At 59.8% G+C, this 17,014-nt stretch carries 20 protein-coding genes; 13 read left to right on the forward strand and 7 right to left on the reverse strand.

What is annotated here, in order from left to right; all coding sequences use genetic code 11:
• Positions 1-201: 201 nt before the first annotated feature.
• Together ASD36_RS25920 and ASD36_RS25925 are read right to left on the reverse strand one after the other, a co-directional pair.
• Positions 202-2,754, reverse strand: a complete 2,553-nt coding sequence (locus tag ASD36_RS25920) for an ABC transporter permease (RefSeq protein WP_060502670.1) — start codon at positions 2,752-2,754, stop codon at positions 202-204.
• Positions 2,751-3,476: an ABC transporter ATP-binding protein gene (locus ASD36_RS25925; RefSeq protein ID WP_060502669.1), complete on the reverse strand. Its 726-nt coding sequence runs from the start codon at positions 3,474-3,476 to the stop codon at positions 2,751-2,753. The genes ASD36_RS25920 and ASD36_RS25925 overlap by 4 nt, the downstream gene beginning before the upstream one ends.
• A 127-nt stretch (positions 3,477-3,603) precedes the next feature.
• Here ASD36_RS25925 and ASD36_RS25930 point away from each other — a divergent pair, with 127 nt between their 5' ends.
• Positions 3,604-4,191, forward strand: coding sequence for an arylesterase (locus ASD36_RS25930; protein ID WP_244481952.1), 588 nt, complete (start codon positions 3,604-3,606; stop codon positions 4,189-4,191).
• A 140-nt stretch (positions 4,192-4,331) separates the two neighbouring features.
• Positions 4,332-4,919, forward strand: coding sequence for an RNA 2',3'-cyclic phosphodiesterase (gene thpR, locus ASD36_RS25935; protein WP_060502857.1), 588 nt, complete (start codon positions 4,332-4,334; stop codon positions 4,917-4,919).
• On the opposite strand, the gene ASD36_RS25940 is transcribed toward thpR, so the two are convergent.
• Entirely contained in the window at positions 4,859-5,320 is a 462-nt protein-coding gene (locus ASD36_RS25940; protein ID WP_060512051.1) for a low molecular weight protein-tyrosine-phosphatase, read from the reverse strand. The genes thpR and ASD36_RS25940 overlap by 61 nt on opposite strands.
• Before the next feature lie 104 nt (positions 5,321-5,424).
• Here ASD36_RS25940 and ASD36_RS25945 point away from each other — a divergent pair, with 104 nt between their 5' ends.
• Together ASD36_RS25945 and ASD36_RS25950 are read left to right on the forward strand one after the other, a co-directional pair.
• Complete coding sequence (locus ASD36_RS25945; RefSeq protein ID WP_060502668.1) at positions 5,425-5,742, forward strand: 4a-hydroxytetrahydrobiopterin dehydratase; 318 nt, start codon at positions 5,425-5,427, stop codon at positions 5,740-5,742.
• Positions 5,743-5,818: 76 nt separating this feature from the next.
• The gene (locus ASD36_RS25950; RefSeq protein WP_060502667.1) at positions 5,819-6,196 is read left to right on the forward strand and encodes a YkvA family protein; all 378 of its coding nucleotides are present in this window, start codon (positions 5,819-5,821) and stop codon (positions 6,194-6,196) included.
• A gap of 6 nt (positions 6,197-6,202) precedes the next feature.
• Here ASD36_RS25950 and ASD36_RS25955 read toward each other — a convergent pair whose 3' ends face one another.
• A complete protein-coding gene (locus tag ASD36_RS25955; RefSeq protein WP_060502666.1) occupies positions 6,203-6,775 on the reverse strand; it encodes a sigma-70 family RNA polymerase sigma factor in 573 nt (190 codons plus the stop codon).
• Between the two features lie 439 nt (positions 6,776-7,214).
• Between ASD36_RS25955 and ASD36_RS25960 the strand changes: the two genes are divergently transcribed.
• The 5 genes from ASD36_RS25960 to ASD36_RS25980 all read left to right on the forward strand — a co-directional run bounded on the left by ASD36_RS25960 (position 7,215) and on the right by ASD36_RS25980 (position 12,096).
• A complete protein-coding gene (locus ASD36_RS25960; RefSeq protein WP_060502856.1) occupies positions 7,215-7,718 on the forward strand; it encodes an invasion associated locus B family protein in 504 nt (167 codons plus the stop codon).
• Between the two features lie 263 nt (positions 7,719-7,981).
• Positions 7,982-9,214: a 23S rRNA (adenine(2503)-C(2))-methyltransferase RlmN gene (rlmN, locus tag ASD36_RS25965; RefSeq protein ID WP_060502665.1), complete on the forward strand. Its 1,233-nt coding sequence runs from the start codon at positions 7,982-7,984 to the stop codon at positions 9,212-9,214.
• Between the two features lie 93 nt (positions 9,215-9,307).
• Positions 9,308-10,261, forward strand: a complete 954-nt coding sequence (locus ASD36_RS25970) for an ABC transporter substrate-binding protein (protein WP_060502664.1) — start codon at positions 9,308-9,310, stop codon at positions 10,259-10,261.
• 165 nt (positions 10,262-10,426) lie between these two features.
• Positions 10,427-11,305 (forward strand): ABC transporter permease, encoded by an 879-nt coding sequence (locus ASD36_RS25975; protein WP_060502663.1) that lies wholly within the window; start codon positions 10,427-10,429, stop codon positions 11,303-11,305.
• Positions 11,302-12,096: an ABC transporter ATP-binding protein gene (locus ASD36_RS25980; RefSeq protein WP_060502662.1), complete on the forward strand. Its 795-nt coding sequence runs from the start codon at positions 11,302-11,304 to the stop codon at positions 12,094-12,096. The genes ASD36_RS25975 and ASD36_RS25980 overlap by 4 nt, the downstream gene beginning before the upstream one ends.
• Here ASD36_RS25980 and ASD36_RS25985 read toward each other — a convergent pair whose 3' ends face one another.
• On the reverse strand, positions 12,097-12,738 hold the full coding sequence (locus tag ASD36_RS25985) for a LysE family translocator (RefSeq protein WP_060502661.1): 642 nt from the start codon (positions 12,736-12,738) through the stop codon (positions 12,097-12,099).
• A gap of 84 nt (positions 12,739-12,822) precedes the next feature.
• Here ASD36_RS25985 and ASD36_RS25990 point away from each other — a divergent pair, with 84 nt between their 5' ends.
• The 3 genes from ASD36_RS25990 (at position 12,823) to ASD36_RS25995 (ending at position 14,719) form a co-directional block, all read left to right on the forward strand.
• Complete coding sequence (locus ASD36_RS25990) at positions 12,823-13,071, forward strand: type II toxin-antitoxin system ParD family antitoxin (protein WP_060502660.1); 249 nt, start codon at positions 12,823-12,825, stop codon at positions 13,069-13,071.
• On the forward strand, positions 13,058-13,357 hold the full coding sequence (locus ASD36_RS30375; protein ID WP_082511990.1) for a type II toxin-antitoxin system RelE/ParE family toxin: 300 nt from the start codon (positions 13,058-13,060) through the stop codon (positions 13,355-13,357). The genes ASD36_RS25990 and ASD36_RS30375 overlap by 14 nt, the downstream gene beginning before the upstream one ends.
• 144 nt (positions 13,358-13,501) lie before the next feature.
• Complete coding sequence (locus ASD36_RS25995; protein ID WP_060502659.1) at positions 13,502-14,719, forward strand: argininosuccinate synthase; 1,218 nt, start codon at positions 13,502-13,504, stop codon at positions 14,717-14,719.
• A gap of 55 nt (positions 14,720-14,774) precedes the next feature.
• Here the strand turns inward: ASD36_RS25995 and ASD36_RS26000 are convergent, their stop codons facing one another.
• Both ASD36_RS26000 and ASD36_RS26005 read right to left on the reverse strand, forming a co-directional pair.
• The gene (locus ASD36_RS26000; protein ID WP_060502855.1) at positions 14,775-15,980 is read right to left on the reverse strand and encodes a multidrug effflux MFS transporter; all 1,206 of its coding nucleotides are present in this window, start codon (positions 15,978-15,980) and stop codon (positions 14,775-14,777) included.
• 8 nt (positions 15,981-15,988) lie between these two features.
• The gene (locus ASD36_RS26005; RefSeq protein ID WP_060502658.1) at positions 15,989-16,468 is read right to left on the reverse strand and encodes a MarR family transcriptional regulator; all 480 of its coding nucleotides are present in this window, start codon (positions 16,466-16,468) and stop codon (positions 15,989-15,991) included.
• 243 nt (positions 16,469-16,711) lie between these two features.
• Between ASD36_RS26005 and ASD36_RS26010 the strand changes: the two genes are divergently transcribed.
• The gene (locus ASD36_RS26010; RefSeq protein ID WP_060502657.1) at positions 16,712-16,975 is read left to right on the forward strand and encodes a hypothetical protein; all 264 of its coding nucleotides are present in this window, start codon (positions 16,712-16,714) and stop codon (positions 16,973-16,975) included.
• Positions 16,976-17,014: the final 39 nt, after the last annotated feature.

The raw sequence follows: 17,014 nt of genomic DNA on the forward strand, positions 1-17,014 counted from the left end.
TTAAGTTTACGGTGTCGGGCGGTAAGGGCGCATCCATGACGGTGCAAGCCACTTGACCCAGGCGCCGCTGCGGGGCTCCAGCATGCCTAGGGTGAATATGATGTCGAAATACGACTTGCACAAGACCGGCAGCCCCTGGAATCAGCCGAAAAGCGGATTCTCAGGGCTTTCAGGGGCTAACGTTAACGGTTAACTGGGCGCTTAGAGCTCGCGTAGGACGGGTGCGGCCTTCTGACCGAGCACCCGCCAGGTGCCCGCCAGACCGAAACCGACCGTGACGATCAGGGCGACAGCCATGGTGATCAGCGCCACATCCGGCAGGAAAGAGGACGGCAAACTCATGATTTTGCTCACCACGAACCATGCCGCGACGCCACCGGCGAACAGCGCGAAGATCGCCGTCGATAGACCCAGCATGGCGTATTCGTAGCAGAAGGCGCGGATCAGCGTCGAGCGCGTCGCGCCCAGCGTCTTCAGCACCACAGCATCATGGGTGCGCGCCCGGTTGCCGGCCGCAAGTGCACCGGCAAGCACCAGAATGGACGCCACGAGCGCGACCGCAGCAGCGGCGCGAATAGCGGTTGCCAACTGGCCGACCAGCACGTTGATGATGTCGAGCGCGTCCTTGACCCGCACGCTGGTGATCGTCGGATAGGCATTGGTAATGGCTTTGAGGGTGGCCGCCTCCTCCTGCGCCGTCGCACCGGGATCGATCACGGTGGCCAGCCAGGCGTGGGGCGCCCCGGCAAAGGTGTTGGGCGAAAACACCATGACGAAATTGATCGACAGGGATTCCCACTCGACCTTGCGGAAATTGGCAATCCGAGCGGTCAGGTTACGGCCGAGCACGTTGACGGTGACGGTGTCGCCGATCTTCAGGCCCAGTTCACCGGCCTCTTCGGACGAAAACGACACCAGCGGTTCGCCGGTATAATCCGGTGTCCACCAGTCCCCTTCCGTCAACGTCGAATTTTCCGGCTTGTTCTTGGCATAGGTAATGCCCCGGTCACCGCGCAGCACCCACTGGCCGGCGGGCGGTACATTCATCTTCGTCACATCTTGGCCGTTGAAAGCGAGGATGCGGCCACGCAGCATCGGCACCTCGATGACCTTGCCCTCCGGCAAGCTTGTCTGCAGCAGCGAGCGAAAACCCTCAACCTCGGCGCTCTGGATATCGACAAAGAAGAAGTTCGGTGCCCGTTCCGGCAGGTTGCCGGTCAACTCGCGGCGAAGGTTACCGTCGATCAGCGCCAGCGTCACGAGAAGTGCCAGACCAAGGCCGAGCGACAAGACGACCGAAGGCGTCAGCGCGCCGGGACGATGAATGTTGCCGATGGCCAGCCTCAGAGCCGGCGAACTGACCCGCGGCGCCCGGCGGGCAAGCATGGCGACCAAAATGGCGACGCCGCGCAGCACCACAAACGAAAAGGCGATGGCGCCGAGGAAGGTCAGCGAAATCTTCCGGTCATAGGCGGTGAAGATGGCAAGGCCTGCAAGAGCGCCAAGGCAGAGGGCGGCGGCCACCAGATAGGGCCAGGACGGCAAACGAGCGCGCTCGAAGCCTTGCTCGCGGAACAGCGCGGTTGCCGGAACTTCGCGGGCATGACCGAGCGGCAGGATGGCGAAAGCAAGCGAGGTCAAAAGGCCGAACACGGCGGCAAGACCAAGGGCACCCGGATAGATCTGGAACGCCGTCGATACCGGCAGGACACCGGCAAGGAACTGCGCCGCGACAAACGGAATGAGCGCGCCAAGGACGAGCCCGATACCGATGCCGATAAAGGCAATCAGAAGGATCTGGATGAGATAGATGGTTGTGACCATCGAGGCGGGTGCACCGACGCATTTGAACGTGGCGATGACGCCGCGTTTGGAATCGAGATATGCGCGCACCGCATTGGCGACACCGACACCACCGACGATCAGTGCTGTCAGCCCGACGAGGGTGAGGAACTGAGAGAAGCGGGTGATATTGGCCGTCAGTGCCGGGGCCGCATTCTGGCTGGTGCGAACCGACCATCCGGCCTGCGGAAACTTTTCCTCAGCCTGCCTGCGCAGGGCTGGCACGCTGGTGCTATCGGCAACCTTCACCTTGTAGGTATGCTCGACCAGACTGCCCGTCTGCACGAGACCGGAAGCATCAAGCGCCGCTTTCGAGATCAGTAGGCGCGGTGCAAAACCGAAACCGTCAGACAGGGCATCCGGTTCGCGCACGATGGTGCCAGCGACACGAATACGCGCTGTCCCAAGCAGGATTTCATCGCCCGTCTGGATGCCAAGGCGCTCCAGCAGCAATGGCGCGGCAAGCGCGTTGTAAATCCCATTGTTTTCAGAAAGCGCATCGCCAAGCGGTGCCGCCGGTTCGCTTTCCAACGTACCGTAAAGCGGATAGGCGCCATCGACGGCTTTCAGCTCGACCAAAGCCTGATTGGAGCCATCCTGCAACCGCGCCATCGAACGCAGTCCGGACGAGACGGCGACAGGGCCGAGACTATCGACAAAGGCCTTTTCTTCGTCCGTGGCGACGCGGTTATTGAGTTCGAAGCGGATATCGCCGGCGAGCAATTCGCGGCCCTGGCTGGCAATCGAGCCGGTGATCGACTGCGACAGGGAATTGACCCCGGCTATAGCCGCCGTTCCAAGTGCTACGCAGGCGAGGAAAATATAAAAGCCCTTCAATCCGCCGCGCATTTCGCGCAGCGCAAGGCGCAAGGCCAGCCCAAGACGGAAGCCGCCGAAAGTCGCGGCCCTCATGCGGACGCGACCTTGGACAGCGAAGCGGAAACGGATGGTTCGTGACCGGAGCCGGACACGATCTCGCCGGAGCGGACACGCACCTGGCGCGAGCAGCGGGCGGCCAGTGCCGTGTCATGGGTGACCAGAACCAGCGTCATGTCACGCTCGGCCTGCTTGGAGAAGATCAGGTCAGCGACCTGTTTTCCAGTTTCGCCATCGAGATTGCCGGTCGGCTCATCAGCAATCAGCAGCTTTGGCGAGGGCGCGAGCGCCCGGGCAATGGCAACGCGCTGCTGCTCGCCGCCGGACAATTGCCCGGGATAATGCGACAGCCGTTCACCGAGGCCAACCGAGATCAGTTCCCGGCGGGCGATCTCGAAAGCGTCGCGCACATTGGCAAGCTCGAGCGGCACGGCGACATTTTCCAGCGCCGTCATGTTGGGAATCAGATGGAACGACTGGAAGACGATGCCAATGTTGCGGCCACGGAACTCCGCTACCCGGTCTTCGCTCAAACCATGCAGTGGCGTGCCGTCGATAACGATCTCGCCGCTGTCGAGACGTTCGAGACCCGCCAGAACCATCAAAAGCGTGGACTTGCCGGACCCGGACGGACCGACGATCCCAACGGACTCTCCCGCCTCAATGGTCAGATCCATACCCTTGAGCACATGAACGGACGCAGCGGCCTGGCCGAGGGTCAGATCCGCATTTTTCAGTTCGATCATGGTTTTTGCCAAGGGAAACTGTCCTATATGTAAAAATATGAAGGTTGCCGGAGCGGCTGAGTTTTACCGATTTAAGGGCGCAATGATGCGAATAAAAGGTTTCTGTACATTTTTGTTGGCGATCACGGCAATTGTGATCATGCCCGCCATCAGCCGCGCCGAACCGGTAAGCCTCGTCGGGTTCGGCGATAGTCTGATGGCTGGCTATCAGTTGCCGGCGGAAGACGCCTTCCCCGCCCGGCTGGAAAAAGCTCTGCGTGCGAAAGGCCACGATGTGACGATCAGCAATGCCGGCGTCTCCGGCGACACAACGTCTGGCGGCCTGGCGCGGATCGATTGGTCGGTTCCGGATGGCACCAAGGGCGTGATTCTCGAACTCGGCGCCAACGACGCCCTGCGTGGTATTGCGCCCGAGGAAAGCCGCAAGAACCTTGTTGCGATGATCGAAAAGCTGCAGTCGCGCGGGATCAAGGTGTTGCTTGCCGGAATGATAGCGCCACCAAACATGGGAGCGGATTATGCCGCACGGTTCAATCCGATCTATTCCGAACTTGCCAAGACCTACGGCCTTGAACTCTATCCATTCTTCCTCGACGGTGTGGTCGAAGATGCCAAGCTGAAGATCGAGGATGGCATGCATCCCAATGGTGATGGCATCGGCGTCATGGTCGAGCGAATCCTGCCATCTGCCGAACGTTTCCTGCAATCACTCTCAACGGGGGGCTGACGCTAACCAAACAACAACTCTTTGCTTGTTCAGCGCCTGTTAATCCCGTTGGATAAATATTGCAGGTGCGAAATTATATTTGCTTCTAACAGGCAAGCATGATTCGCTGGGTTATCTTCAAGAGATTCGGGGAGCTCGTTATGCCGAGACTTTTCACCGCCCTCGAGATACCGCGTAATGCCGCAATGAGCCTTTCATTGTTGCGTGGTGGTCTTCCCGGTGCCCGTTGGATCGATGTGGAGAACTACCACATCACTCTTCGCTTCATCGGTGACGTCGAAAACCGCACTGCCGACGAGATCGTCGACAAGCTGGACCGGATCGAACGCCCGGAATTCCAGCTACAGCTGACCGGCACCGGCGCTTTCGGATCGAAAAAACCGCATTCTGTCTGGGCGGGCGTCAGCAACCCGCCGGAACTCTACGCACTTCAGGCCGAAATCGAGCGGATCTGCCAACGGCTTGGCCTGCCCGCCGACCCGCGAAAATTCACCCCCCATGTGACGCTCGGCCGGTTGCGGGCCTCGCGGGTTGAGGATGTGGTCAGCTATCTCTCGGGCCGCGGCGGCTTCTACACCAACCCGTTCACCGTCTCACGCTTCGTGCTTCTGTCGTCGCGCGATTCCGTCGGTGGCGGTCCTTACGTGACCGAAGAAGTCTTCCCGCTCTATGAGCGCTCTTCGAGCCTGCCGATCAGCAACATACATCCCTCGAAGAGCATGTTGTAGACAGTCTCAAAGCCTTCCGGCCCCTCATAGTAGGGGTCGGGAACATTGATGATGATGCCCTGGGTATATTCCAGAAACAGGTGCAGCTTGTGCTGCGCATCCAGCGGCGCCATCGCCCGCAGAGTGGCGAGATTGCTGGCGTCCATCGCAAAAATCAGATCAATCGCCTCGAAATCACCTGCATGAACCTTCCGGCAGCGCTGACGCGCAATGTCGATACCATGTTTCCGCGCAACCGCGATCGAGCGGCGATCCGGCGGATCACCAATATGCCAGCCGCCAGTTCCCGCTGAATCGACATCCACCAACCCATCCCCTGCGACATGCCGCAAAATACCCTCGGCCAGGGGTGAGCGGCAGATATTGCCGAGACAGACGAAAAGAATTCTGACAGGTTTCATGCTATTCAACGGCTTGAGGAAAAGGTTGAACCTATCCGCAGCTGCCGCGTTGTGGAACCGGAATATCACTTGCCGCTGCGAATAAAACTGGAGGGGATTGCGCCATGAAACAGGAAAAGCTCGGCAAGGAAGCCGTTGCCGAAAACCTTTCGAAGATGGAGGGCTGGGTTCTTGCCGAAGACGGGCTCTCGATCTGGAAAGCCTTCCGCTTCAAGAGCTTCGTCGAAGCCTTCGGCTTCATGACCGAAAGCGCGATTTCGGCCGAGAAGCTCAACCACCACCCCGAATGGTTCAATGTCTACAACAAGGTGGACGTGACGCTGACCACCCATGATTCGCAAGGACTGACCGAGCTGGACTTCAAGCTTGCCGCCAGGATGGACCGCGCGGCGGCAGGCCGGATGCCTGACCACCTTAAATAGGGCATTTGAAAGAGCGCCATTTGAAATCTTCGCCCTGCTCACCATATGATTTTCCATGACGAATGGGACACACAGGATGGATGACATCAAGATCGGCGAGATTTTGCTGCCTGGCGAGGAAAGCGAACAGGAAGCAAAGGCCCGTAAGGTTGAGCGCCGGTTCTGGCCGACCCTGAAAAGGGCGATGCGGCAGATCCCGTTCAGCCGTGACGTCGTTGCCGCCTATTACTGTGCCATGGACCCGGCGACACCCCTGCGCACACGCGGCATCCTGCTCGGAGCGCTCGCCTATTTCGTCATGCCGTTGGATTTCATTCCCGACGTCTTGGCCATGGTCGGCTTTTCCGACGACATTGCCGTGCTGACCGCCGCCTTTGCCGCGATCAGCGGCCAGATCAAGGAGAAGCACTACATCAAGGCCGACGAGGCCCTGCAGGATAAACTGCCCGACTGATCCACGTCAGTAGGCGCTATCAACGCCGCCTTCTTCAAGCAGCGCCCGTAATTTGCCGAAGGCGAGGCGGATGCGTGATTTGACGGTTCCAAGCGGCAGGCCCGTGGCTTGGGAAATCTCCGAATGGGACTGGCCGAAGAAAAATGCCATCTGAATCAGCGCAACTTGCTCTACGGGCAGCTTCGCCAGCGCAATCCGGACGATCTGCTCGCGATCTTCGCTTTCAATCAGGTCATCCGGCGCGGGCGGCGCCGCAGGCAGGAGAAGCGGCTCATGCGCGTCAAGCGTCCCATTGCGCTGCCGTCGCGCCACATCGATGCGCCGGTTGCGGGCGATCCGGAAAAGCCACGTGGAAAGCGATGACTTCTCCGGATCGTAGAGGTGCGCCTTCTGCCAGAGAATAACCATCACCTCCTGCACGACCTCCTCCGCCTCCGCGACACCGGCATTCTGCCGCATCAGGAAGGATTTCAGTCGTGGAGCAAAAAAGTCGAAGAGTTCCGAAAAGGCGGTCTGATCACGATTGCGTGCGACGGCCACGGCAAGGGCGGTGAAATGCTGTCTGACTTCAACATTCATTCCGCTTTTGATGGCCTCCCGCCCTGATTTCCGCAGTATTTAACCAGAGGTACAGCGCTTTTGCCAAAGGTCAAACTCTTGCCTGATTCTTTGTGAAATAAAACCAGCGCCGGGCACGCGTCGGCTGATCGCGCAATTGCCCGGCAAGCGAAACGTGCATGGCAGACGGAATTCGGCATTTTCCCGCCGCGGCCGCTCTCTGGGTTTTCGCACACAATGGATCGAGGCAAGCTTGGATCGTTCGGGCGCTTCAACGTTAGCCTGAAACTCGAGCCGGGTTTGCGGCGTACTCTGTTCCGTATTAAAGCGGAAAGGCAGCGAATTCGGGGAATGTTGACGGTTTGGTAACCTGAATTAAGTCAAAATCAATTAAATCATGACCATGCGTGGCCCGGCTGATGCTGATCGGGCTTTGGCAGCAAGAAACCGGCAGGACAAGATGTTTGTAAGAAAGCTTAACCTCGCAATCGCACTCGTGCTGGCAACTGCCGGCGTTGCTTCGGCTCAGTCGCCGACCCGCATTCAGCAGTTCAATGCCTGGGGCGCCTATTCCTATCAGGCCGGCGCTGGCAAGGTCTGCTATGTGCTTTCGGTCCCGAAGGAAAAGAGCCCGGCCAATGTCGATCACGGCGATGTCTTTTTCCTCGTGTCCCAGCGCCCCGGCCAGAACATCTCCTACGAACCGCAGGCGATGATGGGTTACCCGCTCCAGGACAGCTCCAAGGTCACCGTCACCATCGACAACAAGAATTTCACGATGTTCACCAAGGGGAACTCCGCTTGGGTGGAAAATGCCGCTGAAGAGCCGGCGCTCGTGGCTGCGATGAAGACCGGCAAGGCGATGTCCGTTGCCGCCAAGTCGCGCAAGGGTACGCCGACGGCCTATTCCTATTCGCTCTCGGGCATTTCGGCTGCGCTGAAGCAGATCGAAAACTGCAAGTAATCAGGCAACGTCGCCTCCGATCGTTTGAAAGGCCGGTTCATCCGGCCTTTTGGCGTTAAAGCCTTTTTGCAGATCTGCCCTGAAGCGCCGGAGGGTGACGCGGGGCGAAAACCGTGCTAAAGGCCCGGTCAACGATAGCTGCGTGGATCGTTGACGTTCCCGATGCGCGGCAAACGAACTCTGATCTCAGCATTGACGCAACCGGTTGCAGGCAAAAGCGCTTGAACGGGCCTTGCGTATCGCAAACATGGGAAATGGCGAGAATGGCCGCGACTGAAGCACTCGATCTGGACCGCCCCGTCAAGGCACCGGTCCGTCCGGCCATGGCCGCCGAAAAGCCGACGCTGATCGGCCTTTCGCGCGAAGACATGGGCAAGGCGCTGGCCGAAATCGGCGTCCCGGCAAAACAGGTGAAGATGCGGTCGAGCCAGCTCTGGAATTGGCTCTACGTGCGCGGCGTTTCCGATTTCGACCACATGACCAATGTGTCGAAGGACATGCGTGAGCTGCTGAAGAAGCATTTCACCATCGCCCGCCCGGAAATCGTCGAAGAACAGATCTCCACCGATGGTACCCGCAAATGGCTGCTGCGCTTCCCGCCGCGGGGTGCTGGTCGTCCCGTCGAAATCGAGACAGTCTATATTCCCGAAGAAGGCCGCGGCACGCTCTGCGTTTCCAGCCAGGTCGGCTGCACGCTCACCTGTTCGTTCTGTCATACCGGCACCCAGAAGCTGGTGCGCAACCTGACGGCCGAAGAAATTCTCTCGCAGCTGCTGCTTGCCCGCGACCGCCTGGGCGACTTCCCGGACCGGGACACGCCTGTGGGCACCGTCATGCCGAGCGAAGGCCGGAAGGTCTCGAACATGGTAATGATGGGCATGGGCGAGCCACTCTATAATTTCGAGAACGTCAAGACAGCGCTCTTGATCGCCACCGACGGCGACGGGCTATCGCTGTCGAAGCGCCGCGTCACGCTGTCGACTTCCGGCATCGTTCCGGAAATCTTCCGCACCGGCGAGGAAATCGGCGTCATGCTGGCGATCTCGCTGCATGCGGTGAAGGACGACTTGCGCGACATGCTGGTGCCGATCAACAAGAAGTATCCGCTGAAGGAACTGCTCGACGCCTGCCGGAAATATCCCGGCCTGTCGAATGCCCGCCGCATCACCTTCGAATATGTCATGCTCGAAGGCGTCAACGACACGCTGGAAGACGCCAAGGAACTGGTGCGCCTCCTGAAAGGCATTCCGGCCAAGATCAACCTCATCCCGTTCAACCCATGGCCGGGCACGAACTACCAGTGTTCGAAATGGGAGCAGATCGAGAAGTTTGCCGACTTCATCAATGCGGCCGGCTATGCCTCGCCGATCCGCACGCCGCGTGGCCGCGACATTCTCGCCGCTTGCGGCCAGCTGAAATCGGACTCCGAGCGTATGCGCAAGGTCGATCGCATGGCATTTGAGGCAATGATGATTGCCAACCATGGCGAGGATTGATCAGCAAATTTGATGGATGCTGGTCCGCATTTGGATTGATTTAAGTGTCCAGCCTTCCTAAGACTGCCTGAAAATCAGTCTTGGAGGACACCTATGCGCTCACTTCTCATTGCCTTGGCGGCAACTGTCGCCCTCACCCTGCCCGCCCGGGCGGAAGATGTCACGGTTGCGGTTACCGCCATCGTCGAACATCCGGCACTCGATGCCGTGCGTGATGGCGTCAAGGAAACCCTGGCTGCCGCCGGCTACAAGGAAGGCGAGAACCTCAAGTTCATTTACGAATCCGCACAGGGCAACCCGGCAACGGCAGCGCAGATCGCTCGCCAGTTCGCCGGCGAAGCGCCAAACGTCATCGTGCCGATCTCGACACCGTCGGCCCAGGCCGTCGTGTCCTCGACCCGCGACATCCCGGTTGTCTTCACCGCCGTTTCCGATCCGCTCGGCGCGCAGCTGATCAAGGACATGGACAAGCCGGGCGGCAACGTCACCGGTCTTTCCGATCTGTCGCCGGTTGCCGAACATGTGGCACTGATCAAGGAAATCCTGCCGAACGTGAAGTCCATCGGCTATCTCTACAATTCGGGTGAGGCAAACTCCGTATCGCTGCTCGCCGTCCTGAAGACGGAAGCTGAAAAGGCTGGCCTGACAGTAGTTGAATCCGCCGCCACCAAGTCCGCCGAAGTCCAGGGTGCAGCCCGCGCATTGGTCGGCCGCGCCGACGTCATCTACGTACCCACGGACAACACGATCATTTCGGCGCTCGAAGGCGCTGTTGCCGTCGCCGTCGAAGCCAAGCTGCCGCTGTTCACCGCCGATACGGATTCCGTCTCGCGTGGCGCCGTTGCCGCTCTCGGCTTCAACTACAAGGATGTCGGCAAGCAGACCGGCGACATCGTCGTTCGCATCCTGAAGGGTGAAAATCCGGGCAATATCGCCGTCAAGGTTGCTGCGGGTACCGATCTGGTCATCAACAAGGGTTCTGCCGCCAAGATGGGCGTCACCTTCCCGGAAAGCGTTCTCGCCCGCGCCACCCGCGTCATCGAATAAGGCCATACCGCCTTATATTTGCACAATCTGATTGATTTTGAGCCGCCCTCCTTCCATACGGGGGCGGTTCATTTGTAAAACAGGCTTGGTTTCGGCGGCGTTACTTTCAAAGTGCTATAGCGTCCGGACGAGTTTGAAGACGAAAAGAGAAGAGGACCGACCGCGGTGAGTCAAATTGCCTTCTGGGGAGCAGTCGAGCTTGGGCTCGTCTATGCCTTCGTCGCCATCGGCGTGTTCCTCGCCTTCCGCGTGCTCGATTTTCCGGATTTGACCGTTGACGGTTCGTTTCCGCTTGGCGCTGCCGTGACCGCCGTGCTGATCATCGCCGGGGTCAATCCATGGCTCGCCTCTGGCGTTGCCATGGTCGCAGGCGCTGCCGCGGGCATCGTCACCGCCATCCTCAACGTCCGCTTCCGTATCCTCAATCTTCTGGCCTCGATCCTGACGATGATTGCGCTGTTCTCGGTCAATCTGCGCGTCATGGGCAAGCCGAACGTCGCGCTGATCAACGCCGACACGATGCTGTCGCCCTTCTTCGGCCTTGGGCTGCGGGACTTTTACGTTCGTCCGCTGTTCATCGGGCTCCTCGTTGTCGTCGCTGTCATCGCCGTCTGGCGCTTCCTGGAAAGCGATGCTGGCCTCGCGATGCGGGCAACCGGCGCCAATGCGCGCATGGCCCGTGCACAAGGCGTCGATACCAGCCGCCAGATCTATCTCGGCATGGCGCTCTCCAATGCGCTGGTGGCGCTTGGCGGCGCGCTGTTTGCCCAGACCAACGGCTTTGCCGACGTGACCTCGGGTGTCGGCACCATCGTCGTCGGTCTCGCCGCCGTCATCATCGGTGAAACCCTGCTCGGCGCACGTGGCATCCTGATTGCGCTGATCGGCTGCGTGCTCGGCTCGATCCTCTACCGCATTGCCATTCAGCTGGCGCTCTCGACCGATATGCTCGGCCTGCAGGCCTCCGACCTCAATCTGGTCACGGCGGCCCTCGTCACCTTCGCCCTCGTTCTTCCCCGCCTGCGCCGCGGAGGTGCCGCATGATCAAGCTAAACGATATCCAGGTCATCTTCGGCAAGGGAACGCCGCTGCAGAAGCAGGCGCTGAACGGCGTCAGCCTGACGGTCGAGGAAGGCACCTTCGTCACCGTCATCGGCTCCAATGGCGCCGGTAAATCCACCGTGCTTGGCGTGCTTGCCGGCGACGTCATCCCGACCTCGGGCCAAGTCACCATCGGCAATCAGGACGTCACCCGCAAGGGCACGGCCGCCCGCGCCGGGCTTGTCGCTCGCGTCTTCCAGGATCCGTTGGCAGGCAGCTGCGGCGCCCTGTCGATCGAGGAAAACCTGGCGCTGGCCGCACGGCGCGGCGAAAGCCGCGGTCTCGCACCCGCCCTCGGACCCAAGCGCCGCGAACATTTTCGCGAGCGGATCGCCGAGCTGAACCTCGGCCTCGAGAACCGCATGCGCGACCGCATGGACCTGCTGTCGGGCGGCCAGCGCCAGGCGGTCTCGCTGGTCATGGCGACGCTCGCGGGCTCCGAAGTGCTGTTGCTCGACGAGCATACGGCTGCGCTCGATCCCGGCATGGCCGAGTTCATCATGAACCTTACTCAGAAAATCGTCTCCGAGCGCAAGCTGACAGCGTTGATGGTGACCCACTCGATGCGCCAGGCGCTTGATTTCGGTCACCGTACCATCATGCTGCATGCGGGCGAAGTGGTGCTCGACGTCTCCGGCGACAGCCGCAAAACGCTGCAGGTCGAAGACCTCATCGCCATGTTCCGCAAGATTCGCGGCCAGACGCTGGACGACGACGCGCTGCTGATCGGCTGATCAGCGCGTCTGCGTGAACAGGATCTTCACCGCAAAGATCGAGAACACGCCGGCAAAGGTGTAGTCGATGCCGCGCATGACGCCCTTGCGGCGCTGCAACCAGCTCGACAACCAGTCAGCCGTCAGAATGACCAGGACATTCACCGGCATCGCCGCAACGATGAAGAAGAAGCCGAGGAACAGGAGCTTCTGCGTCACCGCCGGGTCGTTGGCGGTGACGAACTGCGGCAGGAAGGTCATGAAGAAGATGATGACCTTCGGATTGAGCAAGTTGACCCACAGCCCCGTCGAAATATTGGCCAGAGCCGATGCACCGGTATCATCGACCTTCTTGACCGTCAGTGTCGATCCATACCGGATCGCCTGCACCGCCAGCCAGAACAGATAGGCGGCACCGCCGGTCTTCAGGATCATGAAGGCGGTCGGCGAGGCGGTGATCAGTGCCGAGATGCCGAAGGCGACCAAAAGCGTGTGCACGACACAGCCAAGGCTGGTTCCGACAACGATGAAGAAGGCCGCCGCCTTGCCTTGGCTCAGCGCCCGGCTGATCGAAAGCGTCATATCAGGACCCGGCGTCGCCGCCAGCAGCAGCGTTGCTGCGGTGAAAGCCAGAAGTGTCGGCAAGCTCGGCAGGAAATCCATGTTCAGGTCTTTCGCGGAATGGAATTGTTGTCTCGATATCACAGCCCATGTTAGATTGCAGCTACGTAATCGGCAGGAGTTTCCATGACAAAGAGCGCACAGATTGTTTTGGACGAGGAGCTCGGCGCTTTTGTCGACCGGCAGGTTCGTGAAGGAAACTATGCCTCCGCAAACGATGTCGTTAAAGCGGGCTTGCGCCTGCTGCGCGAAGACGATGCAAAGCTTGAGACACTCAAAGCCGCGTTGATCGAGGGCGAGGAATCAGGCGACCCCGTCGAGTTCGACTTTGAGGATTTCCTCAAACAGATGCATGCCAAATATGCCTCCAAGTAGAGGCTACAGACTTTTACCCGCCGCGCGACAGGACTTGGAAAATATTTGGCGCTACAGTTTTGAAACATGGTCCTTGAAGCAAGCAGACGATTATCAGCGTCAACTAGTCGATACTTTTTCTGCCCTGGCCACCGGTAGAAAAAGAGGCCGTGACTTGCGGGTAATCAGGCCCGGTTATTTCTCCGTTATCTGCAATTCTCACTGTATTTTCTATCGCCACGTCGAAACCGGCATCCTCGTAGTCCGCGTACTGCACCAGCGAATGGATCCGATGCGGCATCTCTGACGCCGCTTAACCAACATTTCCCGGCGTGACGAGGGTTGCGTGGCCCGGCAATCTCGCTAAAAGTGCCGCAGAATTTTTCTTGGGCGCGATCCCGCACTTTCCCGGACAAGCCCGCGTTTTCTCTGACAAGACGGACAGACAAACATGGCAAAGCAAGTGAAAAAGGTCGTACTCGCCTATTCCGGCGGTCTCGACACGTCGATCATCCTGAAATGGCTACAGACCGAACTCGGCGCTGAAGTCGTCACCTTCACCGCCGATCTCGGCCAGGGCGAAGAGCTCGAGCCGGCCCGCAAGAAGGCTGAGATGATGGGCATCAAGGATATCTACATCCGCGATGTGCGCGAAGAATTCGTCAAGGATTTCGTCTTCCCGATGTTCCGCGCCAATGCCGTCTATGAAGGCGTCTACCTGCTCGGCACTTCGATCGCCCGCCCGCTGATCTCCAAGCACCTGATCGAAATCGCCCGCGAAACCGGCGCGGACGCGATTGCCCATGGCGCCACCGGCAAGGGCAACGACCAGGTCCGTTTCGAGCTTTCGGCCTATGCGCTGAACCCCGACATCAAGATCATCGCGCCCTGGCGCGACTGGTCGTTCAAGAGCCGCACCGACCTGCTCGCGTTTGCCGAAGCCCACCAGATCCCGGTTGCCAAGGACAAGAAGGGCGAAGCGCCGTTCTCCGTCGACGCCAACCTGTTGCACTCCTCGTCCGAGGGCAAGGTTTTGGAAGATCCGGCTGTCGAAGCCCCGAACTACGTTTACATGCGCACCATCTCGCCGGAAGAGGCTCCGGATGTCGCAACCACCGTCAAGATCGGCTTCCGCAAGGGTGACGCCGTTTCGATCGACGGCAAGGAAATGAGCCCGGCCTCGATCCTGACCGCACTCAACGCACTCGGCCGCGACAACGGCATCGGCCGCCTCGACTTGGTCGAAAACCGCTTCGTCGGCATGAAGTCGCGTGGCGTCTATGAGACCCCCGGCGGCACAATCCTGCTTGCGGCGCACCGCGCCATTGAATCGATCACGCTCGACCGGGGTGCAGCCCACCTCAAGGACGACATCATGCCGCGCTACGCCGAGCTGATCTATTACGGCTTCTGGTTCTCGCCGGAACGCGAGATGCTGCAGGCGCTGATCGACAAGAGCCAGGAGCATGTCGAAGGCGAAGTGACGCTGAAGCTCTACAAGGGCAATGTCATGGTCACCGGCCGCGAGAGCAACAAGTCGCTCTACTCCGACAAGCTGGTCACCTTCGAGGACGATCAGGGCGCCTACGACCAGAAGGACGCCGCCGGCTTCATCAAGCTGAATGCGCTGCGCCTGCGCACGCTGGCTGCCCGCAACCGCGACAAGTAAGCATTTAAGGTTTTCGCTCAGGAGCCCGCTTCCGCAAGGAGGCGGGCTTTTTCGTTTATTCGCCCGACGTCCTGGCGCTATCCAGCACCAGACGCCGCGTCGAATATTGAAACCAGACATAGCTGACAACCGAGGTCAACAGCATCACCGGGATGATCACGCCGAAGGCGATGAACGGCGTGCCGAGAAGGGCCGCTGCAAGTCCGCCAAGAAAGCCGCCGGCCATCTGGATGAAGCCCATCATCGCCGATGCCGAACCGGCAATGTGCGGGAAGGAATGCAGGGCGGCCGTGGTCATGTGCGGGGTCAGGAAAGCGGTGCCGAAGGCGGAAAAGGCGATCGGCAGCATCACCGAAAGATAGCTCGGCGCGATGAAATGGACGGATAGCGCAATCATCAGCGCGCCGATCCCACACAGGGCAAGCCCGACACGAACCGATCCTTCTCCGCCCAGTTTTGCCGCTGTCAGCTTCAGGCAGACCGAGCCTGAAAAATAGCAACCGCTCTGCATCAGCATGCCGATTCCGAAAGCCGTCGGCGTCATGCCGACCCTGTCGATCAGAATGAAGGATAGCATGGTCGATTGCGCATAGAGAGCACCCACCGAACCGCCGAGCACGATGGCAGCGGCAACGAAACGGGGATCACGGATAAGCTCGCCATAGGCCGACACAAGCGGACCCGGCCGGGCGCGGCGGCGATCCGGCACCGTGGTTTCGCGCATGAAGACGATGACAGCGACAATGGCGATCAGCCCGAACCCGATCAACAGGAAGAAAATCGCCTGCCAGCCAAATGCAGCCAACGCCAAGCCGCCGAGGGTCGGCGCCATGGCCGGGCCGATGGCCAGCATGATGCCGATCAGGTTCATGATCCGCGATGCCTCGGCACCGGTAAACTGATCGCGGACGATGGCGCGGGCAACAGTGATGCCGACGGAAGCGCCGATACCCTGAATGAGCCGCCCGGCCAGCAGCCAATCGACCGTCGGCGCAAAGGCGCAAACGAGGCTGCCAAGCAGATTGATACCGACGAAAGCCAGCGTCGCCTTTTTGCGGCCGAACGCATCCGACATCGGACCGGCGATCAGCTGGGCCACCGAGAAGCCACCGAAATAGACCGACAGCGTCAGCTTGATCATCGATTCCGTCGTGGCGAAGGCCTGCACCAGCTCCGGCATGGCCGGGGTGTAGATCGACATGGAGATCGGCCCAAGCGTCGCCAGCAAGGCGCCGAGCATGCTGGTCCGGCGTTCGCTCATCCGCAAGTTCATTCGGAAACACTTTTCTTGTCGGAGGAAACGGAGCGGTCCAGCTGGTGCAGGTTTTCGCGCAGACCCTTCAGGCTTGCACGAAGGGCCTCTCGGCCATCCGCATCAAGCCCTGAGGTTACCTGATCCATCAGGTCGCGGACTTCCCTGCGAATATTAAGAAGCAACGGATCGGCCTTATCCGTGACAACGACATTCTTTGCCCGGCGATCGCACGGATCAGGAACCCGCTCGACAAGGTCCAGACCTTCCAAACGGTCAAGATAGGTGGAGAGCGTCATTGGCTCGATACCCATCCTGATGGCGATATCGGCCTGCTTGATCCCCTCGGTCGCCGCCACCTGGATCAGCGCCCGGGCCTCGCCCGGCGTCACGCCCAGAGCCGACGCCGTGATGCGGCGGTCGAATGCCCCGCGCAGCAGCCGCGACACGTCGGTGAGCAACATGCCGATCGTATCGGTTTCCAGTCTGACCGGCATGGGAACTCGCTTTGGGATAATCGTAAGCTTTACTTATCAAGAGCCGGACGCACCGGCAAGTTTCGCATGAAGCTGAATTCAAATATTCAAAATTGATAATAAATCGATCACGAAATCATCAATCAAAAGCACGGGTTATGACAACAGCGTGCATCGCGCATGCGTGAATTGAACGTGTCCAGCACCCGGATGCAGAGTTCGCAGTGGGGGCAATCACGCTCCCGGCCTATTGGGAGAGATGATATGTTCAAGACAATTTTCGCCACCACAATTCTCGCTGCCAGCCTTTCGGCTCCGGCCTTTGCCGCCGGCATGATGGCCTGCGATGACGCATCGATCATGAAAACGGAAGAAATGGCCAAGGGCATGACCGATCCGATGAAGAAGGATCAGATGATGATGGCCATGAAGGAAGTCGACAGCGCCAAGATGGCGATGAAGGACGGCAAGACCACAGAATGCGCTACGCATCTCGACAATGCCATGAAGGCAACAGAGACCAAATAAGCGTCACCGATTTTCGCGCGGCAGGGCCTGACTTGGCTC

This window comes from Rhizobium sp. Root1334 (assembly GCF_001426665.1).
Taxonomy (GTDB): Bacteria; Pseudomonadota; Alphaproteobacteria; order Rhizobiales; family Rhizobiaceae; genus Pararhizobium.